At 61.9% G+C, this 23548-nt stretch carries 26 protein-coding genes and 2 pseudogenes; 18 read left to right on the top strand and 10 right to left on the bottom strand.

Annotated features, from left to right (window positions below; genetic code table 11):
* The 3 genes and pseudogenes from RI03_RS23950 to RI03_RS22060 all read left to right on the top strand — a co-directional run.
* A pseudogene (locus RI03_RS23950) lies at positions 1-178 on the top strand (IS630 family transposase); the annotation flags it as partial.
* 103 nt (positions 179-281) lie between these two features.
* Entirely contained in the window at positions 282-1493 is a 1212-nt protein-coding gene (gene manD, locus RI03_RS22065) for a D-mannonate dehydratase ManD (RefSeq protein WP_037516083.1), read from the top strand.
* Positions 1487-2808, top strand: a pseudogene (locus RI03_RS22060) (MFS transporter). The gene manD and the pseudogene RI03_RS22060 overlap by 7 nt, the downstream one beginning before the upstream one ends.
* 376 nt (positions 2809-3184) lie before the next feature.
* Here RI03_RS22060 and RI03_RS22055 read toward each other — a convergent pair.
* A complete protein-coding gene (locus RI03_RS22055; protein WP_026046485.1) occupies positions 3185-4117 on the bottom strand; it encodes an IS5 family transposase in 933 nt (310 codons plus the stop codon).
* Positions 4118-4386: 269 nt separating this feature from the next.
* A complete protein-coding gene (locus RI03_RS22050) occupies positions 4387-5724 on the bottom strand; it encodes a glycoside hydrolase family 130 protein (protein WP_081504339.1) in 1338 nt (445 codons plus the stop codon).
* A gap of 133 nt (positions 5725-5857) precedes the next feature.
* On the opposite strand from RI03_RS22050, the gene RI03_RS22045 reads away from it, so the two are divergent.
* The 13 genes from RI03_RS22045 (at position 5858) to RI03_RS25005 (ending at position 14594) form a co-directional block, all read left to right on the top strand.
* Entirely contained in the window at positions 5858-6685 is an 828-nt protein-coding gene (locus RI03_RS22045; protein WP_026046994.1) for an IS5 family transposase, read from the top strand.
* Between the two features lie 162 nt (positions 6686-6847).
* Positions 6848-7576 (top strand): DUF1223 domain-containing protein, encoded by a 729-nt coding sequence (locus tag RI03_RS22040; protein ID WP_037516080.1) that lies wholly within the window; start codon positions 6848-6850, stop codon positions 7574-7576.
* Between the two features lie 82 nt (positions 7577-7658).
* Entirely contained in the window at positions 7659-7997 is a 339-nt protein-coding gene (locus RI03_RS22035; RefSeq protein WP_010220011.1) for a hypothetical protein, read from the top strand.
* The gene (locus RI03_RS22030) at positions 7994-8743 is read left to right on the top strand and encodes a hypothetical protein (protein ID WP_010220010.1); all 750 of its coding nucleotides are present in this window, start codon (positions 7994-7996) and stop codon (positions 8741-8743) included. Before RI03_RS22035 ends, RI03_RS22030 begins: the two co-directional genes overlap by 4 nt.
* A complete protein-coding gene (locus RI03_RS25020) occupies positions 8716-8880 on the top strand; it encodes a hypothetical protein (protein WP_238542506.1) in 165 nt (54 codons plus the stop codon). The genes RI03_RS22030 and RI03_RS25020 overlap by 28 nt, the downstream gene beginning before the upstream one ends.
* The gene (locus RI03_RS22025) at positions 8877-9659 is read left to right on the top strand and encodes an SDR family NAD(P)-dependent oxidoreductase (protein ID WP_010220009.1); all 783 of its coding nucleotides are present in this window, start codon (positions 8877-8879) and stop codon (positions 9657-9659) included. The genes RI03_RS25020 and RI03_RS22025 overlap by 4 nt, the downstream gene beginning before the upstream one ends.
* Positions 9660-9682: 23 nt before the next feature.
* Entirely contained in the window at positions 9683-9946 is a 264-nt protein-coding gene (locus RI03_RS25015) for a hypothetical protein (protein ID WP_010220008.1), read from the top strand.
* Between the two features lie 133 nt (positions 9947-10079).
* Complete coding sequence (locus RI03_RS25010; protein ID WP_010220007.1) at positions 10080-11072, top strand: thioredoxin family protein; 993 nt, start codon at positions 10080-10082, stop codon at positions 11070-11072.
* 7 nt (positions 11073-11079) lie between these two features.
* A complete protein-coding gene (locus RI03_RS22010) occupies positions 11080-11808 on the top strand; it encodes a cytochrome c biogenesis CcdA family protein (protein ID WP_010220006.1) in 729 nt (242 codons plus the stop codon).
* Between the two features lie 44 nt (positions 11809-11852).
* On the top strand, positions 11853-12650 hold the full coding sequence (locus RI03_RS22005) for an SDR family NAD(P)-dependent oxidoreductase (protein WP_026046992.1): 798 nt from the start codon (positions 11853-11855) through the stop codon (positions 12648-12650).
* Between the two features lie 222 nt (positions 12651-12872).
* Positions 12873-13409 carry a sigma-70 family RNA polymerase sigma factor gene (locus RI03_RS22000; RefSeq protein WP_010220002.1) on the top strand — a complete coding sequence of 179 codons (537 nt, stop codon included), beginning with the start codon at positions 12873-12875 and terminating at the stop codon, positions 13407-13409.
* A complete protein-coding gene (locus tag RI03_RS21995) occupies positions 13406-14047 on the top strand; it encodes a DUF1109 domain-containing protein (protein ID WP_010220001.1) in 642 nt (213 codons plus the stop codon). Before RI03_RS22000 ends, RI03_RS21995 begins: the two co-directional genes overlap by 4 nt.
* A complete protein-coding gene (locus RI03_RS25005; protein ID WP_238542505.1) occupies positions 14022-14594 on the top strand; it encodes a WGR domain-containing protein in 573 nt (190 codons plus the stop codon). Before RI03_RS21995 ends, RI03_RS25005 begins: the two co-directional genes overlap by 26 nt.
* Before the next feature lie 440 nt (positions 14595-15034).
* On the opposite strand, the gene RI03_RS21990 is transcribed toward RI03_RS25005, so the two are convergent.
* The 6 genes from RI03_RS21990 to RI03_RS21960 all read right to left on the bottom strand — a co-directional run bounded on the left by RI03_RS21990 (position 15035) and on the right by RI03_RS21960 (position 19747).
* Positions 15035-15385, bottom strand: a complete 351-nt coding sequence (locus tag RI03_RS21990) for a protealysin inhibitor emfourin (protein WP_010220000.1) — start codon at positions 15383-15385, stop codon at positions 15035-15037.
* Entirely contained in the window at positions 15385-16464 is a 1080-nt protein-coding gene (locus RI03_RS21985) for a M4 family metallopeptidase (protein WP_051007338.1), read from the bottom strand. Before RI03_RS21985 ends, RI03_RS21990 begins: the two co-directional genes overlap by 1 nt.
* A gap of 27 nt (positions 16465-16491) precedes the next feature.
* A complete protein-coding gene (locus tag RI03_RS21980; RefSeq protein ID WP_026046990.1) occupies positions 16492-17253 on the bottom strand; it encodes a hypothetical protein in 762 nt (253 codons plus the stop codon).
* Positions 17254-17264: 11 nt separating this feature from the next.
* Positions 17265-18302, bottom strand: coding sequence for a hypothetical protein (locus RI03_RS21975; protein ID WP_138995816.1), 1038 nt, complete (start codon positions 18300-18302; stop codon positions 17265-17267).
* A gap of 252 nt (positions 18303-18554) precedes the next feature.
* Positions 18555-19481 (bottom strand): DNA/RNA non-specific endonuclease, encoded by a 927-nt coding sequence (locus tag RI03_RS21965; RefSeq protein ID WP_010219995.1) that lies wholly within the window; start codon positions 19479-19481, stop codon positions 18555-18557.
* Complete coding sequence (locus RI03_RS21960; protein WP_138995815.1) at positions 19478-19747, bottom strand: hypothetical protein; 270 nt, start codon at positions 19745-19747, stop codon at positions 19478-19480. The genes RI03_RS21965 and RI03_RS21960 overlap by 4 nt, the downstream gene beginning before the upstream one ends.
* A 185-nt stretch (positions 19748-19932) precedes the next feature.
* On the opposite strand from RI03_RS21960, the gene RI03_RS21955 reads away from it, so the two are divergent.
* Positions 19933-20967, top strand: a complete 1035-nt coding sequence (locus RI03_RS21955) for an IS110 family transposase (RefSeq protein ID WP_010219991.1) — start codon at positions 19933-19935, stop codon at positions 20965-20967.
* Between the two features lie 327 nt (positions 20968-21294).
* Here the strand turns inward: RI03_RS21955 and RI03_RS21950 are convergent, their stop codons facing one another.
* Both RI03_RS21950 and RI03_RS23280 read right to left on the bottom strand, forming a co-directional pair.
* On the bottom strand, positions 21295-21939 hold the full coding sequence (locus RI03_RS21950; protein ID WP_026046987.1) for a PEPxxWA-CTERM sorting domain-containing protein: 645 nt from the start codon (positions 21937-21939) through the stop codon (positions 21295-21297).
* 318 nt (positions 21940-22257) lie between these two features.
* On the bottom strand, positions 22258-22854 hold the full coding sequence (locus RI03_RS23280) for a PEPxxWA-CTERM sorting domain-containing protein (protein WP_170318453.1): 597 nt from the start codon (positions 22852-22854) through the stop codon (positions 22258-22260).
* 423 nt (positions 22855-23277) lie between these two features.
* Between RI03_RS23280 and RI03_RS21940 the strand changes: the two genes are divergently transcribed.
* A partial coding sequence (locus RI03_RS21940) for a helix-turn-helix domain-containing protein (RefSeq protein ID WP_026046986.1) occupies positions 23278-23548 on the top strand: 271 nt, incomplete at its 3' end.

Raw genomic sequence — 23548 nt, 5'->3', positions numbered from 1 at the left:
CGAGCTCAATCCCCAGGAAAACATCTGGCAGTTCATGCGCGACAACTGGCTCTCGAACCGCGTGTTCGGCTCCTACGACGACATCGTCGATTACTGCTGCGACGCCTGGAACAAGCTGGTCGATCAGCCCTGGAAAATCATGTCGATTGGGATGCGGAAGTGGGCTCAGGAGTTCTGATCAGTGAATCTTGGTATAAGCGCACCTCAATCTCGGCGACCGCGCCGCGGTCGCCGCTTTTTTCTGCAATGCGCCAGCCGGCACCGAGAAGGATTGTTCCCAGATAACGATCATCACCGCCGCCCGCGTCATCGTGACATGCCCCGGCCGCAACTTCGTCACGCTCAAGATCGAGACCGACCACGGCGTCTACGGCATCGGCGACGCCACGTTGAACGGACGAGAACTGGCGGTGGCTAGCTATCTCACCGACTACGTCATCCCCTGCCTGATCGGACGCGATGCGCATCGCATCGAAGATATCTGGAACTTCCTTTACAAAGGCGCCTATTGGCGGCGAGGGCCTGTGACCATGTCCGCGATCGCCGCGGTCGACACCGCGCTGTGGGATATCAAGGGCAAGATCGCGGATCTGCCGGTCTATCAATTGCTCGGCGGTGCGTGCCGCGACAATGTGATGGTTTATGGTCACGCAAACGGCGCGACGCTCGAGGATACTATCGAGGCGGCGCTGGTCTACCAGGCGGAAGGCTATAAGGCGATCCGGCTGCAGTCTGGCGTGCCGGGTCTGGCCTCGACCTACGGCGTGTCGAAGGACCGCTATTTCTATGAGCCCGCGGACGGCAATCTGCCAACCGAGAACATCTGGTCGACCGAGAAATATCTGCGCTCGGTTGTACCTCTGTTCGCCTCGGCGCGGGATGCCCTGGGTTGGGACGTGCACCTGCTGCATGATGCGCATCACCGTCTCACCCCGATCGAGGCTGGCCGGCTCGGCCGTGATCTCGAACCGTACCGCCCGTTCTGGCTCGAGGACGCGACCCCGGCGGAGAACCAGGACGCGTTCCGGCTCATCCGGCAACATACCACGACGCCGCTCACGGTCGGTGAGATCTTCAACACGATCTGGGACGCGCGCGAGCTGATCCAGAATCAATTGATCGACTATATTCGCGCGACCGTGGTCCATGCCGGCGGTCTGACTCATTTACGGCGGATCGCAAGCTTCGCCGATCTCTACCAAGTCCGCACCGGTTGCCATGGCGCGACCGATCTGTCGCCGGTGTGCATGGCGGCAGCGCTGCACTTCGATCTAACCGTGCCCAATTTCGGCGTGCAGGAATATATGCGTCACACCAAGGAAACCGATGCGGTCTTCCCCCACAGCTACACTTACCATCGCGGGACGATGCACCCCGGCGAAGCGCCCGGGCTCGGTGTCGACATCGACGAGGCCCTTGCCGCCAAATATCCCTATCAGCGCGCGTATCTTCCGGTGAATCGTCTCGAAGACGGGACGATGTGGAGTTGGTAACGCGGCCCACTGTCTCAGAAGCGCCGTCGCGCGCACCAGCCGGGCGAGTCCGTTGGCTCGTCTGCGCACTGCTCTTCTTCGCGGTGGTGTTGAGCTATGTCGATCGGCTGGTGCTGTCGGTGCTTAAGCCAAGTCTCGCCCACACTTATGGGTGGAGCGAAACCGGCTATGCCGACATCGCCTTTTATTTCCAGCTCGCCTACGGGCTTTCGTACCTCGTCGCAGGCCGTCTCGTCGATCGCTTCGGCGCGCGGCTCGGCTATGCCGCCGCGGTCGGCTTGTGGACGGCGGGTCACATCCTGCACATCGCCTTTACCAGTACGACCGGGATGATCCTGGCGCGTCTTCCGCTCGCGGCGGGCGAAGCGGCGACCTTCCCGGCCGCGCTTGCAGCGGTCGGCGAGTGGTTCCCGCGGCGCGAACGCGCGCTCGCGATCGGCATCTTCAACGCGGGCTCGAACGTCGGCGCGCTCGTCACGCCGTTGCTGGTACCCTATATCGTAGTCACGCTTGATCTGGGATGGCGCGCAGCATTCATCGTAACGGGCGCGCTCTCGCTGGTCTGGCTGGCAGCGTGGCTCGCCTTCTACCGCAAGCCGGCCGACCACCCCCTGGTCACGCCCAAAGAGCGGGCCTGGATCGAAGCCGAGCCGGAAAGCCCGCAGGAGCCGGCCGGCTGGGGCACGCTGCTACGCATGCGCCAGACCTGGGCGTATATCATGGGACGTTTTCTCATCGACCCGGTATGGTGGACCTTCCTGTTCTGGCTGCCGGATTTCTTTGCGCGCCAGTTTCATCTGTCGCTGAAGGAATTCGGGCCACCGCTTGTGGCGGTTTATATCCTGGCAGACATCGGCTCGGTCGCCGGCGGCTGGGCGAGTTCGCGCCTGATTGGCGGAGGCTGGAGCATCAACGCCTCGCGCAAGACGGCGATGTTCGGGGCGGCGCTCTGCGCGGTGCCGATTGCGTTCGCTGCGCGCGCCCCAAGCATGTGGGCTGCAGTCGGGTTGATCGGTCTCGCATGCGCCGGACACCAGGCGTTCTCGGCCAATCTCTACGCTCTGCCCGGCGACCTCTTTCCGCGCCGCATGACGGGCTCGGTCGTGGGACTCGGCGGGCTGGCTGGCGCAGTCGGGGGCATGGCGATGGCGAAGTTCGCAGGCGCCATCCTCCAGACGATCGGCGGTTACGAGCCGATCTTTGTCGACGCTGCGTTCGCCTACCCGTTGCCCTCGCGGTTATTCACGGTATCGCCCCGCGCTACCGACCTGTGACCGATTTGCGCTCCTTCTCGGAGCAATCCGTGTCGTCATAGACCCTTCGTCCCGCCCCGCGAGATTATAGATTCGAAGAGTGGCGCCACGAACTTCGACGACGGCATCACCGACCGGCCAACGGAGAGGATGATCGAGGGGCAACTCAGCGCCATAGCGATCCCGCCCGATGCGATCGCGCGTGGCGTCCATTATGCGATCGTCCGCTTCCGACAGGATCGGACGATCACGGAGCGCGAGATGAATGACTTGGTTTGGTCGAGAGCCGCCCCAGCTGCCAGGCGGGGCAGACCCAAACCCGGACGCTCGGATGGCCCGGTTCGCTTCCCAACTACTGCCATCCATTCATCTTGCTGATCGACAGGGGCTTTGTTGCATAACGCCTCGAGAGCATAACCGCCCTTTTACTTAAAGATATTATGCGATGCGGACAGTGATCGGCGTTCCCATTTTGGAGAAGCGATTGAGGATTGCAGCACGGACTTTGAGCTCGGTGATCTGACGATCGAAGGTACGAGCCACAACGCGTTGGCTCAGAAGCTTGAAGCAGTGCATTTTGGTCTCGACCAGACTGCGGCGATGATAGCCGCTCCACTTCTTCCAGATCGCGCGGCCAAGGCGCTTTGTAGCGCGTAGCGCTTCATTGCGAGCATCGACGCCGGGACCGTCTTTCGTCCATGGTTGGCCGTTGCGACGGACCGGGATGACCGCCTCTGCACCACGTTCGGCAATGGCAGCATGGCACGCCCTGGTATCGTAAGCGCCATCTCCGCCGACGCTGAGTATCTGCTCGTCCTGCGGGATCTGCGCCAGCAGATCGGGCAAGGTCGGCGCATCGCCGATGGCATTCGTCGTGACTTCGATGGCCCGGATATCCAGCGTTGCCGCGTCGATCCCCAGATGCACCTTGCGCCACTGGCGGCGGTAGGAGGCGCCATGCTTGCGTGTCTTCCACTCACCTTCACCCGTCATCTTAATGCCCGTGCTGTCGACCAGAAGGCGCAGGCCGCCTGAGCTGGGCCGCCCGCCAAGCTCGACGACCAACGTCTTCTGCCGTCGGCATAGCGTCGTATAATCCGGCACCGGCCAGTCCAGCCCGGCAAGTTTGATCAGGCTCGCTACCAACCCTGTCACTTGCCGCAATGGCAGATTGAATAGCGATTTCAGCGTCAGGCAGAGCTCAATCGCGCTGTCCGAAAACCGCATCGGCCGACCAGGACGACCGCACGGCTTCGACAACCAGTGCATCTGCGGATCAAACCATATTTCCAGTGACCCGCGCCGCTTTAGCGCTGCATTATACTCCGGCCAGTTCGTCGTGCGATATTTCGGTGCGGCAGGTTTGGGCATCGCGCCCATCTATCTCGCTCGATTCCCTTGGGGAATCCCCAGCGTCAGTTTTGCAACAAAGCCGTTGCGCCGGCTCCGATAGGACATCCACCGTGGCGTCCGGCATTCGCGTAATGATCCACTTCGCCTTCGGGACTGAAGGGCAAAGCCAAGTTGGATCAATTGGTCATGCGTAAGCGCGCGCCGTTCGGTTACAAATGTTGGCATAGTTTTTCTGATCATCCGACGCGCACTGACCCGCGGCTTCGAACTGATCCGCTATTCGTCTATCAGACCATCGCTGCAAGGAGATCATCAACGCGCGCGGTCGCGAACGCTGTGAAGCTGTCCGCCACGCCGTAAGGGATGAGCAACTCGCGACCGTGAACCACTGCGCCGCAGCTGTAGACAACATTGGGAACATAGCCGTCTCGCTCCTCAGGGCTTGGCGACAGGATCGGCTCCGGGGTGCGTGCGATGACTCGGGAAGGATCGTCGCGGTCGAGGAGGCAGGCGCCAATCGAATAGTTGCGTACGGCGCCGACCCCGTGGGTTAGGACGAGCCACCCCTCATCGATCTCGACCGGAGATCCGCAATTGCCCATCTGCACCGCTTCCCAAGGGAAGCGCGGCTCAATCAGTTTGGCTCCGGCGTTCCAGGTGAAAAGATCGTCGGAGGACAAAAGCCAGATGCTCTCGTTGTCCTGCCGCCCCAGCATAAAATAGCGATCGTTGATGCGGCGCGGGAACAGCGCCATGCCCTTTGCGCCAACGGCATCACCTGTAAGCTTTCGCATTTCCCAGGATCGAAAGTCTGTGCCGACGAGCATTTCGGAGCGCGCTTGCATGCCATCGAACGCAGTGTAGGTGCCATAGTACGTGACTTCACCGTTGCCCTCGACGAACCGAACCAATCGAACGTCTTCTATGCCCTGACGCTGGGTGGGCAGAACCGGAAACAACACGGTCTCCGAGATAACATGGCTGCCGCCGCAGTTCAGCTTAAGATGCGGCATCTCCGCGCGGACCGCGGCAGCGTCAATGACCGGTGGTTGGGTTATCGGTCCGACCGGATCAATCTCGACGCCTCCTCCAATCGTCCAGATGCCAGTCCGGAAACTCACCGACGAAACGTGACCTTCGCCTATGCCTCTTAGCGACATTACAAAGCGAAGGCAGCCAGGCGGCACGTCTTGCTGATCGGGATGCAGGACGGCGCTGGGATTGAACAAGGCAGCCGCCTCGAATGCATATTCTTCCATGAAAAGAGCACCGATCAACTCTCGGCGGGGTGCATCGACGCTGTCGATGTCGACTAGCATCGGACGAAGATCCTCGAAGCGACGACGAAAGGTTGCGTCGACGTCGCGATGACGGTCTTTGAGGCCGGAGCTCACCTCGCTTAACAAGCGACCTACCTGCCCCTCATTGAAGGTAAGCACACGCTCGGCAATGACCTGCAGGCGCGACGAACCGTTGTCGTATCCGCTGGGATAGCCGGGTTCGAACGGCCGGATCACCGTACGCGAAGGGTCGGGTTTCAGCATTGCACCGTGATGATGAAGAAGCATGGTGCTGCCCAGCGAGGGACGGCCGAAGAGCAGCGAGCCCAGTTGAGATAAGCGCATTTCTTTTCCCGTGTAGAAGCGACCATTGTCGCAAGATGAGTACGTTTAAAACCTGAGAGCCCGACCGAAAATTGAGTTGAGCGATTTCAGTAGCTTGTGATTCACCGGGGTTTGCGAAGACCACGAGGATCCCATGAGCTGGACTGAAACCGCTCGGCGCGAGCATGACAGAAGCAGGCTGCGCTATGCAAGCGACTGCACCGATGAGGAATGGGCTGTCGTCCGGCCATTATTGAGGCGGACCTCCAGGGTGGGACGCCCGCGCAAGCACAAGGCGCGGACCCTGTGGGATGCGATCCAGTATATCGCATCGACGGGGTGCCAGTGGGCGCAACTGCCGAAAGACTTTCCGCCCTTCACAACGGTGCAGTATCATTTCTACCGCATGCGCGACAACGGCCTGCTCGATGTCATCAATGCGGTGCTGGTCGCATGGGTGCGAGTCTTGGAAGGTCGCACGCCGGCGCCGACCGCGGGCGTCATCGATAGCCAGTCGGTCAAAACCACAGAGGCAGGTGGGCCTCGCGGATACGACGCCGGCAAGAAGATAAAGGGCCGCAAGCGGCACATCGTGACGGACACGCTGGGCAATATGCTCGAAGGCGTGGTGCACGGCGCCGATGTTCAGGACCGCGACGGAGCGCCCGGTCTGATCGAGCGATCCTGCGACGCGTATCCCACGCTCACCAGGCTGTTCGCCGATGGCGGCTATGCCGGCCAGAAGCTCGAAGCCGCGGTCGAGCACATCGATCGGCTGACAATCGAAATCATCAGACGTTCCGACCTGACGGGCTTTGTCATTCTACCCCGGCGTTGGGTCGTCGAACGCACCCTGGCGTGGCTCAACCGATGCCGGCGTCTTGCAAAGGATTGGGAAGCCTCCATCGCATCGTCCGAAGCCTGGATGGTCGTCTCATCCATCAGGCGAATGACGCGCCGTATTGCCAAGCTCGAATTATGAGTCGGGCTCTGAGCTCGGTTACGTCTGTCTGCCAGCTGGCAGGTTCGGTCGTAACCGCGACCTTATCGGCTGCGTATGATGGTCAAGCGGGCAGTCGTCCTCACCTGCATGGTCAGGTTGGACCTTCGCGCCGCCTCGGGATAAACCGTAAGGAGAATTACGATGAAGGCAATTTTTTGGGTGCCAAGCACCTTCGGCATAGCGGCGATCAGCGCGGCTGGCCTGGTTGCCGCGCCGAACCGCCCTCCCGTTGCCGCCAAGGCAGCGAACGTGGCGCCGGTCGTAGTGGAACTCTTTCAGAGCCAGGGTTGCTCCTCTTGCCCCCCGGCAAACGCCAACCTGAACGCGATCGCGGACCGGCCTGACCTCATCCCACTATCGTTCGGCGTGACCTATTGGGATCAGCTCGGGTGGAAGGACACATTCGCCCGACCCCAGTTCACTGCACGTCAGTGGGAGTATGCGCGCAGCGCCGGTCGTTCGCAGGTTGCAACGCCCCAGATCGTCGTCAATGGCGGGCGTCAAACGATCGTGGGCAGCAACCGGCAGCAGCTCGAAGCAGCAATCGGTTCCGCCCGGCATTCCGGCGGTCCCTCAATCACGCTTTCCGGTAACCGTATCGCGGTTGGATCAGCAAGCGGCGTGAAGCCATCGACGGTCTGGGTCGTCCGGTACGATCCACGCAGTAACAACGTGCCGATCCGGGCGGGCGAGAATGGAGGGCGCACGCTGCCCCACCGCAATATCGTCCGCCAGTTGGATGACGTCGGCACATGGTCGGGAAGTGCGGCCAACTTCACGCTGCCGCCGAACCCGAATCCCATCTTCCGAACCGCGGTTTTGGTTCAATCCGGTAAAGGCGGCATGATCGTGGCAGCGACGCGCCTTTAACTCAAAATCCACGGGAGGATGTTTGCCATGTGGTTCACATTGGCTCGTCCGGACAGACGCATTCCACAGGAGTGATACCAGCATGAAAATCGCAATGGTCGACCTCGGCGGCAAAGGCGGTGCGGTCGGTGGAAACGAGGCAGCTCTCGAGATACTCGATCCCGTGCTCGCGAAGGTCACACCGGGCACCGGTGGCATTGCGCGAACGGAGAGCAGCGACACGGCTGACGACCGCACAGAGCGCAGCTCCTCTCACGCGTTTGACCAGAAATATCTGCTTCGGCGTAGCGCGGAGGAAGAGCGGCGTAACGCGCAGGCAACGTGCCCGTCTGCCAAGCTGGCACATAGATTGCTCGCCGCGGCCTACGCCCGCCGAGCGGCCGCTTTCGCGGCCGGATCACACGAAGAGGAAAAATTGTGAAGGGCTTTGTCGTCGAAATGATCGAACCCGTGACGCTCGGTCGTCAAGGTCGCTTGGTCGATATGTATGTGCTGAGCCCGTTCATCTGGCGTACCGGCGACGGCTACGAACTTCTCGTCCGGGCAGTGCCGCGACGGGACGACGAACCGCGGCTAAAGATGGCGGAAATCTGGTACGGCACGTCAGCGGACGGCCTACATTTCGACATGGACGAGGCGCCTGTGATCTTTCCCGGGCCCGGCTTGGAGGATCTCGACGGCTGCGAAGACCCGACGGTGATTGTCGCGGAGGGACGCGTGCATTGTTGGTACACCGGCTGGAACGAGGCCCAGCGAACCGGGCGGCTGATGTATGCGGCGGGACCGGACGCGCGCAGCCTCAACAAGCAACGCCGCGTGCTCGACTCGCGCCCGCCCTACGCCAACCCCAAGGAGGCGACGGTCGCGCCCGCGGCCGACGGATCGTGGCGGTTGTTGTTCGAATATGCCGAGGAGGAGCATTCCAAGATCGGTGTCGCCGCCGCTCCAGACCTCCACGGCCCCTGGGAGGTGATCGGACCCTTGCTCGCTGCCAGGCCCGACCATTGGGACAATTGGCACCTGTCGACCGGGCCGGTGATCGGTGCGGGTTCCAAGCAGCCGGTGATGTTCTACAAGGCGCGACACACGACGCGCACTGGCGGATCGGCTGGGCCGCGCTGGACGCGGGTCTGGGACAGGTGGTCGCACGATGCGACGGCCCGCTGATCGCGCCCGAAGCACTGGCGTCAGGCGCCACCGACATCGCCTTCGCCGCCTCAGCGATCGAGGACGAGGATCATATATGGCTCTATTACTCGCTGTCCGACAAGGATCTGTTCCGCGCAAGGCTGCGCCGGCTGTGAGCGGCGCCGGCATCCTTTCGGGCCGCATTGCGGTTGTCACCGGAGGCGGCTCGGGCATCGGCGAAGCCTGCGTCCAGGTACTTGCCGAGCGCGGTGCGGCCGTCGCCATCGGCATCGTCGGCGAGGAGGACGTGAGCAAGCGTGTCGCCGCGATCGGGGCGGCAGGCGGCCGCGCCGCCGCGGTGCCGCTCGACGTGGCGGACGAGGCCGCGGTCGATACTGCGTTCGATCGAGTCGCAGTGGCGCTCGGCGTACCCGACATCCTGATCAACTCGGCCGGACTGAACATGTCGGGCGTCGAAGTGGCCGACATGCCGCTGGACCAGTGGAGGAGACTGATCGACACTGACCTGACCGGCACGTTTCTTACCTCGCGTCGGTTCGTGCGCGACCTCAAGCGCGTCGGACGGGGCGGCGCGATCGTCAACATCACCTCCATCCACGCGTTTGCCATGCGCGCTGGCGGGGCGGACTACACCGCCGCGAAAGGTGGGCAGTCCAACCTGAGCGCCACGCTGGCGCTAGAGGTCGTGCGGCACGGGATCACGGTCAATGCGATCGCGCCGGGCATGATCCTGACTCCACTGAATAAGCAGGCCCAAGACGATCCTGAGTATCTCCACAAGATCGAGCGCAACATCCCGGTCGGTCGCGCCGGGGGGCCAGAGGAGGTGGCTCAGCTCGCCGCTTTTCTGGCTTCGCCCGACGCTGCCTACATAACAGGCGCGTCAATCACGATCGACGGTGGCCTGTCGCTGCTCGTCGGGCAGGGGGCCTGACCAACAGTCAATGGAGAAACCCCATGCGCGCGTATTTGGCTCTGGCCGAGGCGGTCTCCGCCTGCGGAGCGTCCAGCGAACCACAAATAGCAACCCACCAGGTTACGGTTCCCGTTGTTGTCGCGTCTCCGGTAATGCTGACCGCCACCGACGGGGTGCGGATCAACAGTAACTATCGCCGGGCGACCGCCCCAAAGGCATTGATCCTGTTGTTCAATCAGGCGGGGTCCGGAAGGAGCGAGTATGCCACCATCGCCCTGGGTCTGGCGGCGGCGAGCTACAGCTAGCTTGGACTTGACCAGCGCGCGGCGGATCGCCGTTCGGCGTCAATACCATCGCGACGCGGCACGGGCGCCAGGCCAACTACCTGGAAGCGCAGCGCGACTTGGAGGCGGCGCTGGCCTGGGACGTGCCCAAGGCATGCCGATCATTATGTGGGGCAGCAAATATTTTGCCGCTTTGGTCTTTCGCGTGGCGGCGGCTCACGCCCTGGGCGTGGAGGCGATGCCGGGCGAGTATCTCGACGACAAGCAGGCGGTGGCGCACGCAGCGGCTGCTATCGGTGTGCCGGTATTCAACACGTCCGCCAACGACGCGGGCGAGATCGCGGCGGCGTACGCCATCCTTGCGGCTTCGCCCGCCGCGCTGAAGCATCAGTACCTGCCGCGCGCCCTCCAGGAATGGCTTACGAATTGGTCATGGCTGTTCCCGTACGCGCCGGTCACGGCGATCTTCACAGCCAGTACCCGGCAGGACACCGCTTTGAATTCGAAGCAAGTATGGCGACGCGAACAATCTCCAGTGCAAGTAAGCCTCCCGCCTATTACCCCTCATGTGCCAGCTAGCCCCTGCTGTGTCCCGGTCCATTGGGTCTTAGCGCCCGCGAGCAGGGGCGTACCCCGTACGCACAACGGACCCAGCGGAAGTGTAGCAAAAAGATGTGTAACCAAGCGCGGCGTCGGCGCGAAAGGGAAGCACCATGATCTTTTGGAGATACTCATGCGCCACGTTTCTTCGCTCGCCGTTCTTGCCGTTTTTGCCGCCGGCGTTCCCGCGATCATGGCTGCGGCACCGGCGAGCGCTGCCGCTCCCACGGTGCAGCCGTTCAATCAGGCAGCCTTCGATGCTGCCCAGAAGGCGGGCAAGCCGATCATGGTCTGGGTTCATGCACCGTGGTGCCCGGTCTGCCGTCAGCAAGCGAAAACGATTGCTCGGGTAACCGCCGAGCCGGCCTATCGCGACATGCAGGTCTTCCGCATCGACTATGACACGCAAAAACCCTTGTGGCAGAAGTTCGGCGCGACCATGCAATCGACAGTGATCGCGTTCCACGGCAAGCGTGAAACCGCGCGAGTCTCGCATGAAACGGACGACGCCAAGGTCTCCGCGGTAATCCACAGCGCGATTGCCTGATTCGGGAATGTCAACTGCCCTAAATCCTCTGCTCGCCTATGTGGCGGGCACGCTGACCATTCTTTCGCCTTGCGTCTTGCCGTTGGTGCCGATCGTGCTGTCCTCCGCGGCCCTGCGGCATCGCTTCGCGCCGCTCGCACTGGCGGCAGGTCTGGTGGTCGCGTTCACCGCCACCGGCTTTATTGTGGCCGCTTTCGGTCAGGCTCTGGGGATCGACACGTTGGTAGTTCGTGCGGCCGGGGCCGTAGTGCTCTGCTTGGCTGGCGTGGTGCTCCTCGTGCCGAGACTGCAGGATGGGTTAACCCGTATCGCGACTCCGCTCGCAGCTTGGGCCAGTAGCCGTCAATCGGCACTCGACGATAGAGCCGGGCTGTGGGGGCAAGCGTTTATTGGAGCGCTTCTTGGGATCGTCTGGGCACCCTGCGTCGGACCGACATTGGGCGCCGCGGTTGCGCTGGCGGCTGAAGGCAAGGATCTTGGCGAAGTAGCGCTGGTTATGATCGCGTTCGGACTTGGGATCTCCACGGTGCTGGTCGTGTTCGCCTTTGCAGCGCGCGGCGTACTCGCCCGGTGGCGCGGTCGCCTCATGATGGCTGGCAGACGCGGAAAAGCCATACTTGGCGCACTGCTGCTTGTTATCGGCGTTTGCATACTGACCGGCATCGATCGCAAGATTGAGGCATTCGCGCTCGATCATCTGCCCGACCAGATCACCGAATGGTCGACCGCAGCGTAACAACAGGTTTCCATTTCGCCACACTTACCCACGAGGACTGACTTATGAACGTCAAAGGAAAGCGCGCACTTGTCACCGGTGGGTCAAGCGGCATCGGCCTCGAAATCGCGCGTGAACTGCTGCGCGCAGGGGCAGACGTCGTGATAACCGGCCGTCGGCAAGACGCCGTCAGCCTGGCCGTTCATAGCTTGGAGAGCGTAGGCGCAATCAATGGCGTCTCGGCCGACGTGACGACACCAGAAGGCCGCGCTCGAACGCTCGATCTGGCAACGTCGTCGCTTGGCGGTCTCGACATCCTCGTGAACAATGCTGGCGGCGTCCGGGCAGGCCGGATCGAAGCGATCGAAGAGGAAGAGATCCGTCAAATGGTAGAGGTGAACTTGATAGGACCGATCCTGCTCACTCGTGCGGCGCTCCCCATGCTAAGAAAGAGCGGGGACGCGTTGGTGGTGAACGTCAGTTCGGGTATCGCGCTTGTCGGCATGGCTTTCTACTCGCCCTATGCGGCGGTCAAGGCCGGGATCGCGCACTTTGGCGAGGCGCTTCGCCGGGAGCTGGACGGGGAAGGGGTCCGCGTGTTGACGGTGTATCCCACGGCAACGGACACACCGATGATGGCTACGTCAGGCCTCGGTCGATCCGGGGGGCGCGAGACCGCATCCGCAGTGGCGCACGACGTCATTGCAGCGATTTTTAATGATCGCCTCGAGGTCGTACGCGGCGACCCCGATCGGCTTGCCATGATGAAGCTGAACCGGACCGATCAGGGCACTGTCGATGATGCGCTACGCCCCACAAAAGCAGCGACTGAGGAAGCTGCGCGTAATCATTCTGCCTTGTGAAGATCATTCGGTGCCACAATCGGGGCAAGCAGGTCCTCTACTCGGAGGGTCGAAGATAGTGGCGCAGCATGTTGCCGGCCGAGGGGCGGTAGCCCATTATCGACCGTTCAGCTCCGGCAGGCGCATGGCGTCGTTTGTCGCCAATTGACGTAATATGGCGTTCGCAGTCATGAACGGTGTAACCGATAGCCTGCGAGCGACGTAATACTGACTGGAGTGCGGATGGCAACGACAGAAGCCGAGCTCAAAATGCTGATGATTGGCGGCCTCGACGGCGATGCGGTCGCGCATGGCCTGTTGTTGCGCGCGCTGGTTCCTCTTTTACACTCTTTCTATCGCCGCCGCTTGTCGCATGTCGGAGACGTCGAAGACCTCGTGCAGGATACACTGATAGCCGTGCATACTCGCCGCGAGACTTTCGATCGAGAGCGGCCCTTTACCGCGTGGCTCTATGCAATCGCCCGTTACCGGGCGATTGATCACTTTCGACGCCATCGCCAGACAGTGCCGATCGAAGAAGTCGAATTCCTTCTTATAGCCGAAGGGTTCGAGGACGCCGTTAACGCGCGCATGGACGTCGATAGTCTCTTATCGAAGCTGTCGCCCAAGCAGGCGCGAGCGATCCGCGATACGCATGTTGATGGTAAGAGTGTGTCAGAGGCCGCTGCCGCCGCGGACATTGGAGAATCAGACGTGAAGGTGTCCGTGCATCGTGGCCTGAAGGCGCTAAGCGCCTTGATCAAAGGCTCAGGACGATGAATACTGAAGAGCTTATCGACGCGCTAAGCCGTGATGTCACGCGAGTGTCGCGTCATGCGGTGGCGACCCGTGTTGCGATCGGTATCTTGGCCGGTGGCCTCGTTACGATGTTGCTGGTCACTGCTACGCTAGGGATCCGCCCGGACCTTCGCGTGGCGATGCACGGCTTCTCATTCTGGATGAAGTGGACATACACCATATCGCTCGCGCTTGGTGCGACCTACGCAATCACGCGTATCGCTCGGCCCGGCCCACTATCTCTTCGGGGACTTTGGCTGTTGATCGCTCCGGTCCTGGTCCTTGCCGGTATTGGAGTTGGTGAACTCGCCCAAACGCCGCCGTCGGATTGGCTGCAAATGTGGCTTGGCCGCAGCTGGACGCTATGTCCTTGGTTGGTACTTGTCCTTGCTGCGCCAATCTTTGCAGGGCTCCTCTGGTCGTTCCGTAAGCTCGCGCCCACACAGTTGCGCGCTGCGGGGGCGATTGCTGGTCTCGGCGCTGGAGCATGGGCTGCGACCATCTACTGCCTACACTGCCCCGAGGTCTCCGCAATTTTCGTGCTCACTTGGTACAGCCTGGGGATCCTGCTTGCGGCGGGCATAGGCGGGCTGATTGGTCCTCGAGTTCTACGTTGGTGAAGCCCGCCGAATGCCCACTGTCGGGAATGTTTTCGAATGCTTCGCCATCACCTTCGGCTCGAGGCTATCCCGCTTTTCAACAAGTCGAAAGGGACTACGAACTGTCGGCGCGAATTCGACGATCACCGAACGCTATCGAGGGGCGGAATTAGTGCTTAGACTGGTTCAAGTCTTTTGTTGGACGGCCATGCTGCTCTACCGCCATATTCCTCCTATGTTCGAAACACCGACACTGCTGAGTGACCCCCGCTGCGCGCAAAAAGCAGTGGATGGCAGCCGTAACATCGCGCGCACCTATCGAATACAAATGACCCGCGACCTGTTTCGACACACAATAGTCAACCCGCGGTGGGGTCGGTTTAATCTATGCGGAGCGGGTCTGACTGTCTCTTTTGCCAATCAAGAAGCGGTGCGCCGATTCATTCAGCGCGCGCTTGCCAAGCGAGCACGCGCGCCGCGTCCGATCAGGGTCGCCTATTGCATTGTGCCCAAGCTCACGCACCAAACCTCGACCCTGGTCGCATTGTCAGCCAACGAAGGTTGTTAGCGGGCTGTACGCGCGACCAGTCGATCGGACCCCGTCGAGGCCTCCATCGATACTCGACATGGCGTCGCCGAGGGGCCCGTGATCGAGGGGGTCGGGGACGGTCATGGCCACCGAGCACGTGTCCAAGCGATCTGTCCACCGGCCGAAAGGGTCACGAGTCCGGCGTCGGCAAACGCGCGTACCTGGATTTCCGCGCCGGCGGGTGACAGATCGAGCGCGCGGGCGAATTGGGTGCACGTGCAGGCACCCAACGCCGCGACTAGCAGCCAAGCGGCGCGGTCTCAAGCGAACTCCGGCTCCAGCAGCGAGAACCGGTCGTAGAAGGCACATCAACCCGCGGCTAGGGGCCCCATACTCAGAACGTGAATGCCAGTTCAGTGACTGACATTTAACATAATAACTATTATCGGCCTAGGTAGGCAACATCTCGGTTTGCTCCGCTACCGTACAGAAGCGTGTTGTTTGCTGAGGCGGCGAACCACTGAGACCAGCTTAGCCATTGCAGGATCTCGGATCGGCTCGGCAAGCCGTAGCTCTCGGCTACGGCCGTCGATCGTCAGGCCCACTGTATAGGTTCGGGCATCCGGCCTCGCGGTGTCGTTCGATGCCACGCAGCCGAAAAAGTTTGTCTGATCTGCGAGGCTAGTGATTTCCTGACGCTCCGGGGTGGCAAGATCGTCAAAGGAGACCGTCTGTTGCTTCGCCAACCCGGGAAAATGGGCAAGGCCGCCCTCGATCCGCATGCGGGCCTCGCCCGTAACCGTCTCGTCGCATGCCTTGCCCGTCTGCATTAGATCACTCCAACTGCGCTCCAGGCTTCGGTGACCGCGGTCACCTCGGCACTGCCTGAGCCGTACAAACGCATCGCGACGTCGATGGTGCTGCGGGCGAAGCCGGCGAACTCCGTGTTGGCCCTTGTATTGGGGTCCAGAAGCGCATTGTACCAGATTTGGCCGGCGCGGTCCCATGCATTTCCACCGAGCGCAATCGCCGCAAGATAGAACGCTCGGTTCGGGATGCCGGAGTTGATGTGGACGCCGCCATTGTCCTGATTGGTGCGAACGAAATCGTCCATATGTCCCGGCTGTGGATCCTTGCCGAGCACGGGATCGTCATAGGCGGTGCCGGGGGCCTGCATCGAGCGCAAGGCAACGCCCTTGACCTTGGCGGTCAGAAGCTCGGCGCCGATCAGCCAGTCGGCCCGGTCAGCGGTTTGCCCTAATAGGTGCTGCTTTACGAGGCTGCCGAACACGTCTGAGATGCTCTCGTTGAGCGCTCCCGACTGGTTGAAGTAGACCAAGCCCGCCTCCTTCTCGGTCACGCCGTGGGTCAGCTCGTGGCCGATCACGTCCAGCGAGATGGTGAAGCGGTTGAATAGCTCACCGTCGCCGTCGCCGAACACCATCTGAGTGCCGTCCCAGAAGGCGTTGTCATAGTCCTGGTCGTAGTGAACCGTGGCGTCGAGCGGCATGCCGGCATCGTCGATCGAGTTGCGCTGATAGGCCTCCCAGAACAGCGTGAACGTTGCGCCAAGGCCGTCATAAGCCTCGTTGACCGCGACATCGCCGGTGGGCGCGTCACCTTCGCGTCGGACCACCTTGGCACCCGGCGCCTCAGGTTCGCCGCCCGCGTCTCGGATCGTCCGAAGCGGGCTCGGGGTCAGGATATTTCCCGCTGCGGCGCGACGCCGTGCGATGGTGCCAGTGACGGGGCCAGCGGTGCTGGCGCGCACGATGCGCATGGTCGGATCGATCAGCAGGCTGTGGACAGCCATCGCCCGCAGCTGGGGCGAACCGTTCTCTGCGATCTTCGACAGGATGTATGGCGGTAGGATGCAGTGAAGCGAGTGACGGTGGGTGGAGCTGCACATATCGTATCTCCTTCGGGGGGGTTTAGTTCAGTTGCGAGCGCGGTGAAGGACAAAGGGGACGAGCGCGACCCACATGATGGTGATGAAGGCGAGTACCTGGCTGGTCTGCTCGGGTCCGCCCGACAGGTAGCCAAAGCCACCGAGTGACGCCGCGTAGAGCTCGAACGAGATCACCGAGACGGCGATCGCCGCGACATCGGCATCTCCCCCTCTCTCCTTCTGCGTTCCGAACCAGCGGAGCACGATGATGAAGAGGGTGATGACGGCGATCAGGATCAGGCGGATGACGATGTCGTCGGCTGCAATGCCGATCGCCAGCGGGTAGAGCGTCACCGCCTCAACCGGGAACAGCTTCACGAGGCTGGCATAGTAGGGTTCGGGCTCGGGCGTTGAGCGTCGCCCTCGCCTCACCGATGGAGCGGATTTGCTGCGCAACCGCAGCGTGCCGCGTAAGACAGGCTTCCCTGATGTGCCGCCCTGTTCACCCAGCGCTGCAATCGTGCGCTGCACCGCTTCAGCATAACGCGTCACCGCCGCGTCGCTGGGGGTAAGGGCGTTGCCGATCGCCTTGGCCTGTTCGCAGCGGTCGAGAACCGTCGCGTACACCGGCCGATCATTGTCGTCGCCGCTATGCTGAGCGGCAAACTGGTCGCTGGCGCTACCGAGGGCCGTGCGGAGACCGAAGAAGCTGTCGAAGAAGCGCGGCAGGTAGCGCGGATCCACCGTGAACGCCTGCAGCTGGTCGATCAGGGCATCGGCCGCGTCCATGCCTTGGGTGAAGGTCGTCATCGGAATCCTCCTCAGGCGGGGCTTGCGAGCGAGGCGATGAGGCCAAGCGCGCGAGTGATGCGGTTAATGTTGAGGAGAGCCGCAGCGCGGCGCTGCGCCGGTGTCAGCCGGCTTGCGAGCGCATCGCGAAGGCTTGCCTGTGCTTTGGTGGCGAGGTCGATCGCATCGGCGACCTGTGCAGCGCGGGCCGGTCCATCCTTCGCGGCTTCGCGAGCGGCAAACACCCGGCCGGCGAGCTGCTCGCGCTGCTCGGGTGACAGGCTCGCCCGGTTGCGGATGTACGTCCGGAACAGGGCATTGCCGTAGAGGTCGTCGGCGTTGCGCGCCGCCCCCCTGCCCCAGGTCGTAACCTGCGCCGAGAGCGATGCGAGCGTGCGGTCGACAACGGCCCCGCGCTCGACAACGAGAGCACACACGTCGCGCGTCTGCCGCGCTTCACGTGCGAGCTCGCCGGCAAAGGCGATCAGCGCGACAAGACTCCGGCCTTGCTCACTGGCAAACGCCGCGTTGACGTTGGGCAAGTCCGTGCCGGCGACGAAGTTGCTGAAGCGGGCAAGGCGGTCTGCCTGGTCGGCGAAGGCGGTTACCTCGGCCGAGACGTCCGTCTTGGGCGCGTTGAGGATTGCCGCCAGTGCATCGGCATAATCGCTGATCAAAACGATAAGCGCGATGCGCGGCTCTAGCACGGCGCGCGGACTGCTTCCGATGTCGATCTCGAACGCTGTGTAGCCCGGCGATTGTGCTTCGCCGGACAGGCACAGCGGCGCTGTCGGGGCCGATGACGTGATAGGCACCTGGATTCGCAGCGGTGTGGCTGGCAGGCAACTCGGATCGCTCGCGACTAGTGCCGCTGCAGCCTCGCGGCGACGTTGCTCGATCGCATCGAAGTAGCTGGCGGTTGCCGTCACGGCTTCGCGACTTCGGGTTTGCACTGCCCCTCCTGCCTCCAGCCTGAGTGCGTTCGTGGCGCATCCAGCGAGAAGCAGTGGAGCCAACATCAATGGTAGAACGGCATTGGCGCAGCGGCGCATGGCGGTCTCCTTCAGCATTCGGACATCATGCTCTCGAACTCCGAAACTCCCTCCCCTTTCTGCGCCTAGGCATGCACGATGGCCTTGGTCGCTCCGGCAGTCGATCGTGGCGTCGCAGGGTGGTGATGGCATTGACGACACTGGTGATGATTGCGGCCATACCCACCAGCATCGGGCCGTCGATCATATCGGTCATGTCTTCCAACTCCATATTGATCCGACGGCCCATGTTCCATTTCTGTTCTCTGTAGGACAGGTTTAATTTCAAACTCAGAGCAGTATGTCCTGCGGCCCCGCAATCAGTCGGCGGACCGTCGTGCCGGTTGCGGCCTCCTCGTTCGAGAAGCCGTCGAACATGGGCAGCTCCCCGAAGTCGAGAGCCGCCAGGCCTGCGATCGCAGCAACGGATCGCTGATAGGTCTTGAACGCACCGAATAGCAGCGTGTGCTCATTCAGATTGACATCTTGATCGATGAGATAGGCGGAGGCCGACGGTCGGCCGTCATCATGGATGAAGGCGACGACCTTCCAATAGGCGAGCGGGATCGCGACGCCGCGATAGACTGGATCGTCCGTTCTAAAGACCGGGCCGGTGAACACGGTCGCGCGCTCGCCAACCCTGCGCGTGTTGCTGAGGATATAGTCCTCGAGGCTGAGCCAGGTGCGCTGGTTGAAGACCGAGAGCTGCGGTGAGCAGTTAGTGAAGTGGAAGGTGTCGCGATTGGCGATGCTGGCGCTTGGTCCCCAGTTTGGATCTTCGCGGCGGACAAGATGGCCCCGGTCAAAGTCGTTGTTGGCGTAGAGCTCGTCCCCAGCCTGGGCCTCCTTGGGGATACGTCCGTCAAAGGCCCACGGATCACCGCCGCGAGGAACGGAGACGCTGGCGCTGCCGTCGATGTTGACGCCGGTGAAGAGCGCGAGGCGCCGGCTCTTCGACATGACGACCGTGAAGTGCTCATAGTCGAGCCGTGCATCTGTCCTGCCATCGACGGTCAGAACATCGGCCGCGATCGCAGATGCATCGGGCAGCGGCACGACAAACTCGCCAAGGTGTTCGGCTTGGTAGCCCTGTCGGCCTGTGAACGACGATGCCGGCGATATCCGGACGTTGGTCGCCTCTGACGCAAGCAAGCTTTGGTTCGTCGACGTGATGTGCCGCAGGTCGCTCAGGCGGGGTCGATAAGACAGGTCGATCACGGGGTTTCTCCAATGGCTTCACGGCGGGCTCGCTCAAGGCGCAGCCGCTCAATGACGAGCGGGTCCTGATGGGTCTGGATCAGCTTCATAAGGACGGAAAATGGCAAACGCTTTGCATCGAGGTGCGGCCCCTTCGGCTTCGGCGCAGTTCGACCAAGAGCAAGAAGCTGGCGGCGGTCACCCACCTCAACCAACAGTTCGCCGCGCTCGGCGCGGCTGAAGGCGCGATCGAGACCGTACAGCCAGCCTGATCGAGCATCGACCATCTGGGCGATCCTCTCAAAGATTGGCAAAGGTCACAGCATTAGGGGGTCACGACACGAAAGTGAGTTTTGCGTACGCTAGGCGCGAACGGATGCTGAATGACCGGGTCTGGTGATGGGGTGGACGCCCCCCGACGGCATCAATGTGCCAAAGTGGAGGTGTTGATCACCACTTGAGGGAGGCGTCCGTGTCGGAAGTTACCACAATCGGGTTGGATATTGCCAAGAACGTTTTCCATGCGCACGGCGCGGATAGCACCGGGCGAATGGTTTTCAGCCGAAAGCTGAGCCGAGGAAAGCTTCTGAATTTCTTCGTATCGCAGCCTCAGTGCACAGTGGCGCTCGAGGCATGCGGTGGTGCGCACCACTGGGCGCGGGAGCTGCAAGCGATGGGTCACGAGGTTCGGCTGATTCCGCCCGCCTATGTGAAGCCGTTCGTGAAGCGGCATAAGAATGATGCGGTCGATGCAGAAGCGATCTGCGAGGCGGCACAGCGCCCCACGATGCGTTTCGTGGCGGTGAAGACCGAGGAGCAGCAGGCGGCAGCGCTGGTGTTCCGAACGCGCGACCTTCTGGTGAAGCAGCGCACCCAGCTCGGCAATGCGATCCGCGGGCATCTCGCGGAATACGGTTGGGTGGCGCCTAAGGGGCCAAGTCATCTGGCGATGCTGGCGGACCTGCTCGACGACAGCGACATGTCGGCAACGCTGCCCGAGGCGGCACGGCCGATGTTTGCGATGATGGTCGATATGCTGGCCGAACTTGGCAAGCGGGTTGCCGCGCTGGACAAGGAGATCGCCCGCCGTGCGCGCGAAGACGAGGTGGCGCGCCGACTGATGACGATCCCTGGCATCGGTCCGATCACGGCGACGGCGATCGCAGCGATCGCGCCTCCGCCCGAGACCTTCGCGAAGGGGCGGGACTTCGCCGCCTGGCTTGGGCTTGTCCCGAAACAAGCATCGACCGGCGGCAAGCAGAAGCTGGGCGCTATCTCCCGCATGGGCGAGCGAACGCTCAGGCGGCTGCTGATCATCGGCAGCAGTGCCGTCGTGTTGCAGGCGAGCAGGCGCGGTGCGCCCAAGGGCTCGTGGCTTGATGGCATGCTCGCCAGAAAGCCGCGGATGCTGGTGACGGTTGCGCTCGCCAATAAAACCGCGCGCATCGTCTGGGCGGTGCTGACCAAGCAAGAGGATTACAGAGCTCCGGTCGCGGTCGCGGCGTAAGCCGAGGCGGGCCAGAGGCGTCGGAGGGCGCAGTCGGTCGAAGGAGGGTATGGCAAAACAGTCGGCGAGACGGGGCCGGAAGAACCAGGGCTTTCCACCGTGCCACGAGCACGCTGTTGGTGATATGGTTCCGGTCCGCGAACTCCCATACGGGCCAGCAGCTCAACACTGCATTACAGGCCGGACAGATGGCAGCATCCGACTACTTGCCAGACCTTCCAGATACCGCTTGCGTTCGAAGGGGCGTCCACAGATGGAAAGCGGACATAAGGGAGGCCGCCGATCTTTCGATCGACGGCCACCCACACATCGCCAGATTTGGGAAGATCAAGCGGCGTAGGTAACCCGCATCGCGACCCTCTGGCGACGCATGGCAAAACCAATCGCGCCCATGCCGAGGATCATCATGGCCCACGTCCCGACCTCCGGCACGGCCGCCACCGGTGCCATCCCGGTCCGGATGCTGGTGTTGGCCAAAGTCTGGTAGCCGTAGCTGATTAGCTGGGAACCGTTGACCTCGGCGTAGCCGTAATGCACCCCGTCGGCCTGACTATAGGCCAGTCCGATGAAGTCGTCGGCCGCCGAATACGGAATCACGCCCGGCATTGTCACCGGATAGGCCGCAAAGCTGTACAGCCCGTTCTGGTCGATGGACGAGCCGGCTTCAAAATCCGCAACGCCGCCAAGGAAGGTGGAAACCTCGCCGTTGCCGCTGGTCGACACCGCAGCACCCGGGCCATAGCCAGTGTCAGCCATTGTGAAGGTGAAGCCCGCAATGCCGTTGCCGAGCGTGATGGTGTAGCCCGACCCCGTCAGCGGAGCGTTGGGAGCGACGACAATTACCGCCGCCGATGCCGAACCCGCCGCCATGGTTCCGAGGACAAGTGCGAGCGCACCCGCCGCCTTCACGCTCAGCAACCCCCTCGATACGCGAGTGGCGGCCAGCAACTCGATTTTTTTCAGCACTGTCATTTCCCTCATCCAGCCACGCTGGATGCGAGGCAAATCGCGATATCAGGACCCAGCACAACGAGTCGAGCGTGATTAACGCTCGTTCAGAAATGGTTCCCGAGATGGCACATTTCCATGGGAACGTCCAGGTTTGGGCGTGAGCAGACTGGCAGCTTTCCTGCCCGATAGCTGCCGGTCGGCTCTCGGGCACGTTGGACGCCCGCGAAGAGTCTGAACGGCGATAGGTGGTGGAAAGTCGACGTTCCGCTCCGGGGCAGCGTACAGTAAAAAGCCGCCACCCTCTCGGGCAGCGGCTTGCGCCCACTGAGGATTGAACTGTTAAACGTAGACCTCCTTGGTCCGGCGGCGATAGCGCATCGACGCGCCCATCATGCCGAAGCCGAGAATCATGGTAAGCCAAGTTGCGGGTTCGGGAACGGCGGCGACAACCGGTCCGATGTTCAACGTGACGACGTTGCCCCCGACCGCGTAATTGTAAACCCCAGAGGTGAGACCGAGCGTCGTCAATGTGGCATTTCTGACGATACCACTAGAAGAAATAAGCGAGTTATCCACGTAGCTCATTCCCAGATAAAAAGCCCCATCCGACACTCGGAAGCCCAAGGCGGGTCCCGTGTTAGCCTCAATATAAGCGAAGCCCGTTCCAAAACGTGCCATACCAGCCAAAGAATAAACGTTAATTAATTCGAATTCACCGAAAGATAGATACCCGGTTGAGGCATCTACATCTGCATTAGATAGTCCCTGGCCGACGGAGTTTGCCACCGCACTATTAAACGTGCCACTACCCGAAAAAAGCACGTTACTACCTGATTGAGTTACGCTGATCGACACAGCTGCGCTTGCAGCGCTTGCTGCGATCAGGCTGCACACTGCCGCGGTTGTCGCGAACATCAACTTAGTGATTGTTTTCATCTTATGTTCCCTCGGCACATGCCGTCGGGGCGAGTGCAAGCGGGCCATGTACCTGAGATTAATTTGTCGTAAAGAGACTTCATATCCACATTGGACCACTGCCCCTTTATGAGACAGATATGCCTCGGCAGTCGCGGCTTAAACTGACGAATCTGGGAGCCCAAAACAACTCGGCAGCTGAACGGAAAGTCCGCTTTTGGGCGGAAGCGCAGGGACCGCTTCTCCTGCCGAAAGTTGCCGGTTGGCTTCCAGGAACGTTGGTAGCATTCGTAGCTGCTGGACGTCGCAACGAGGTGGTGAACGGACATGCAGCTTTCGGCGACCATAGGCTGTTTGCTGCCATAGATTACTCGACTGATACCAAGTCCCTCGGAGCCTGACTCAGCGCCGGGGATTCCCAAGTCGGTCATGATCTGATTCAACATCGCAAACGGTGGGAGGTTGGCGGTGGCATCAGCGGTTGGGCTAAGGGACGATTTCGACGGGTCTGGTCTTCGAAGGTTGGCGCGTTTGAGCGGTGACGCCAATCAGGTCCGGCGGCTGCTGGCGCTGGCGGTGATTTACGATGGTGGTGCGCGGCACGCGGCGGCACAGGTCGGCGGCGTTGGTTTGCAGACGGTTCGAGACTGGGTGCTGCGCTTCAATACCAGCGGGCCCGACGGCTTGCTCGACGGCAAAGCCCCCGGTCCCCGTC

Source organism: Sphingomonas sp. PAMC 26621 (assembly GCF_000251145.1).
Classification (GTDB): domain Bacteria; phylum Pseudomonadota; class Alphaproteobacteria; order Sphingomonadales; family Sphingomonadaceae; genus Sphingomonas.
Note: the sequence above shows the minus strand (reverse complement) of the source record. Positions and strands in the feature narration are given on the sequence as shown.

Excerpts from the sequence above, each read along its gene's own strand:
- RI03_RS25010 (WP_010220007.1), top strand. The coding sequence starts at position 10,080 with ATGCCGATCATTATGTGGGGCAGCAAATATTTTGCCGCTTTGGTCTTT.
- RI03_RS22045 (WP_026046994.1), top strand. The coding sequence starts at position 5,858 with ATGAGCTGGACTGAAACCGCTCGGCGCGAGCATGACAGAAGCAGGCTG.
- RI03_RS22010 (WP_010220006.1), top strand. The coding sequence starts at position 11,080 with ATGTCAACTGCCCTAAATCCTCTGCTCGCCTATGTGGCGGGCACGCTG.
- RI03_RS21980 (WP_026046990.1), bottom strand. The coding sequence starts at position 17,253 with ATGACGACCTTCACCCAAGGCATGGACGCGGCCGATGCCCTGATCGAC.
- RI03_RS21985 (WP_051007338.1), bottom strand. The coding sequence starts at position 16,464 with ATGTGCAGCTCCACCCACCGTCACTCGCTTCACTGCATCCTACCGCCA.
- RI03_RS22000 (WP_010220002.1), top strand. The coding sequence starts at position 12,873 with ATGGCAACGACAGAAGCCGAGCTCAAAATGCTGATGATTGGCGGCCTC.
- RI03_RS22005 (WP_026046992.1), top strand. The coding sequence starts at position 11,853 with ATGAACGTCAAAGGAAAGCGCGCACTTGTCACCGGTGGGTCAAGCGGC.
- RI03_RS21975 (WP_138995816.1), bottom strand. The coding sequence starts at position 18,302 with ATGCTGAAGGAGACCGCCATGCGCCGCTGCGCCAATGCCGTTCTACCA.
- RI03_RS21960 (WP_138995815.1), bottom strand. The coding sequence starts at position 19,747 with ATGGTCGATGCTCGATCAGGCTGGCTGTACGGTCTCGATCGCGCCTTC.
- RI03_RS22055 (WP_026046485.1), bottom strand. The coding sequence starts at position 4,117 with ATGCCCAAACCTGCCGCACCGAAATATCGCACGACGAACTGGCCGGAG.
- RI03_RS21990 (WP_010220000.1), bottom strand. The coding sequence starts at position 15,385 with ATGCAGACGGGCAAGGCATGCGACGAGACGGTTACGGGCGAGGCCCGC.
- RI03_RS23280 (WP_170318453.1), bottom strand. The coding sequence starts at position 22,854 with ATGAAAACAATCACTAAGTTGATGTTCGCGACAACCGCGGCAGTGTGC.
- RI03_RS21950 (WP_026046987.1), bottom strand. The coding sequence starts at position 21,939 with ATGACAGTGCTGAAAAAAATCGAGTTGCTGGCCGCCACTCGCGTATCG.
- RI03_RS22040 (WP_037516080.1), top strand. The coding sequence starts at position 6,848 with ATGAAGGCAATTTTTTGGGTGCCAAGCACCTTCGGCATAGCGGCGATC.
- RI03_RS25015 (WP_010220008.1), top strand. The coding sequence starts at position 9,683 with ATGCGCGCGTATTTGGCTCTGGCCGAGGCGGTCTCCGCCTGCGGAGCG.
- RI03_RS22050 (WP_081504339.1), bottom strand. The coding sequence starts at position 5,724 with ATGCGCTTATCTCAACTGGGCTCGCTGCTCTTCGGCCGTCCCTCGCTG.
- RI03_RS21995 (WP_010220001.1), top strand. The coding sequence starts at position 13,406 with ATGAATACTGAAGAGCTTATCGACGCGCTAAGCCGTGATGTCACGCGA.
- RI03_RS22035 (WP_010220011.1), top strand. The coding sequence starts at position 7,659 with ATGAAAATCGCAATGGTCGACCTCGGCGGCAAAGGCGGTGCGGTCGGT.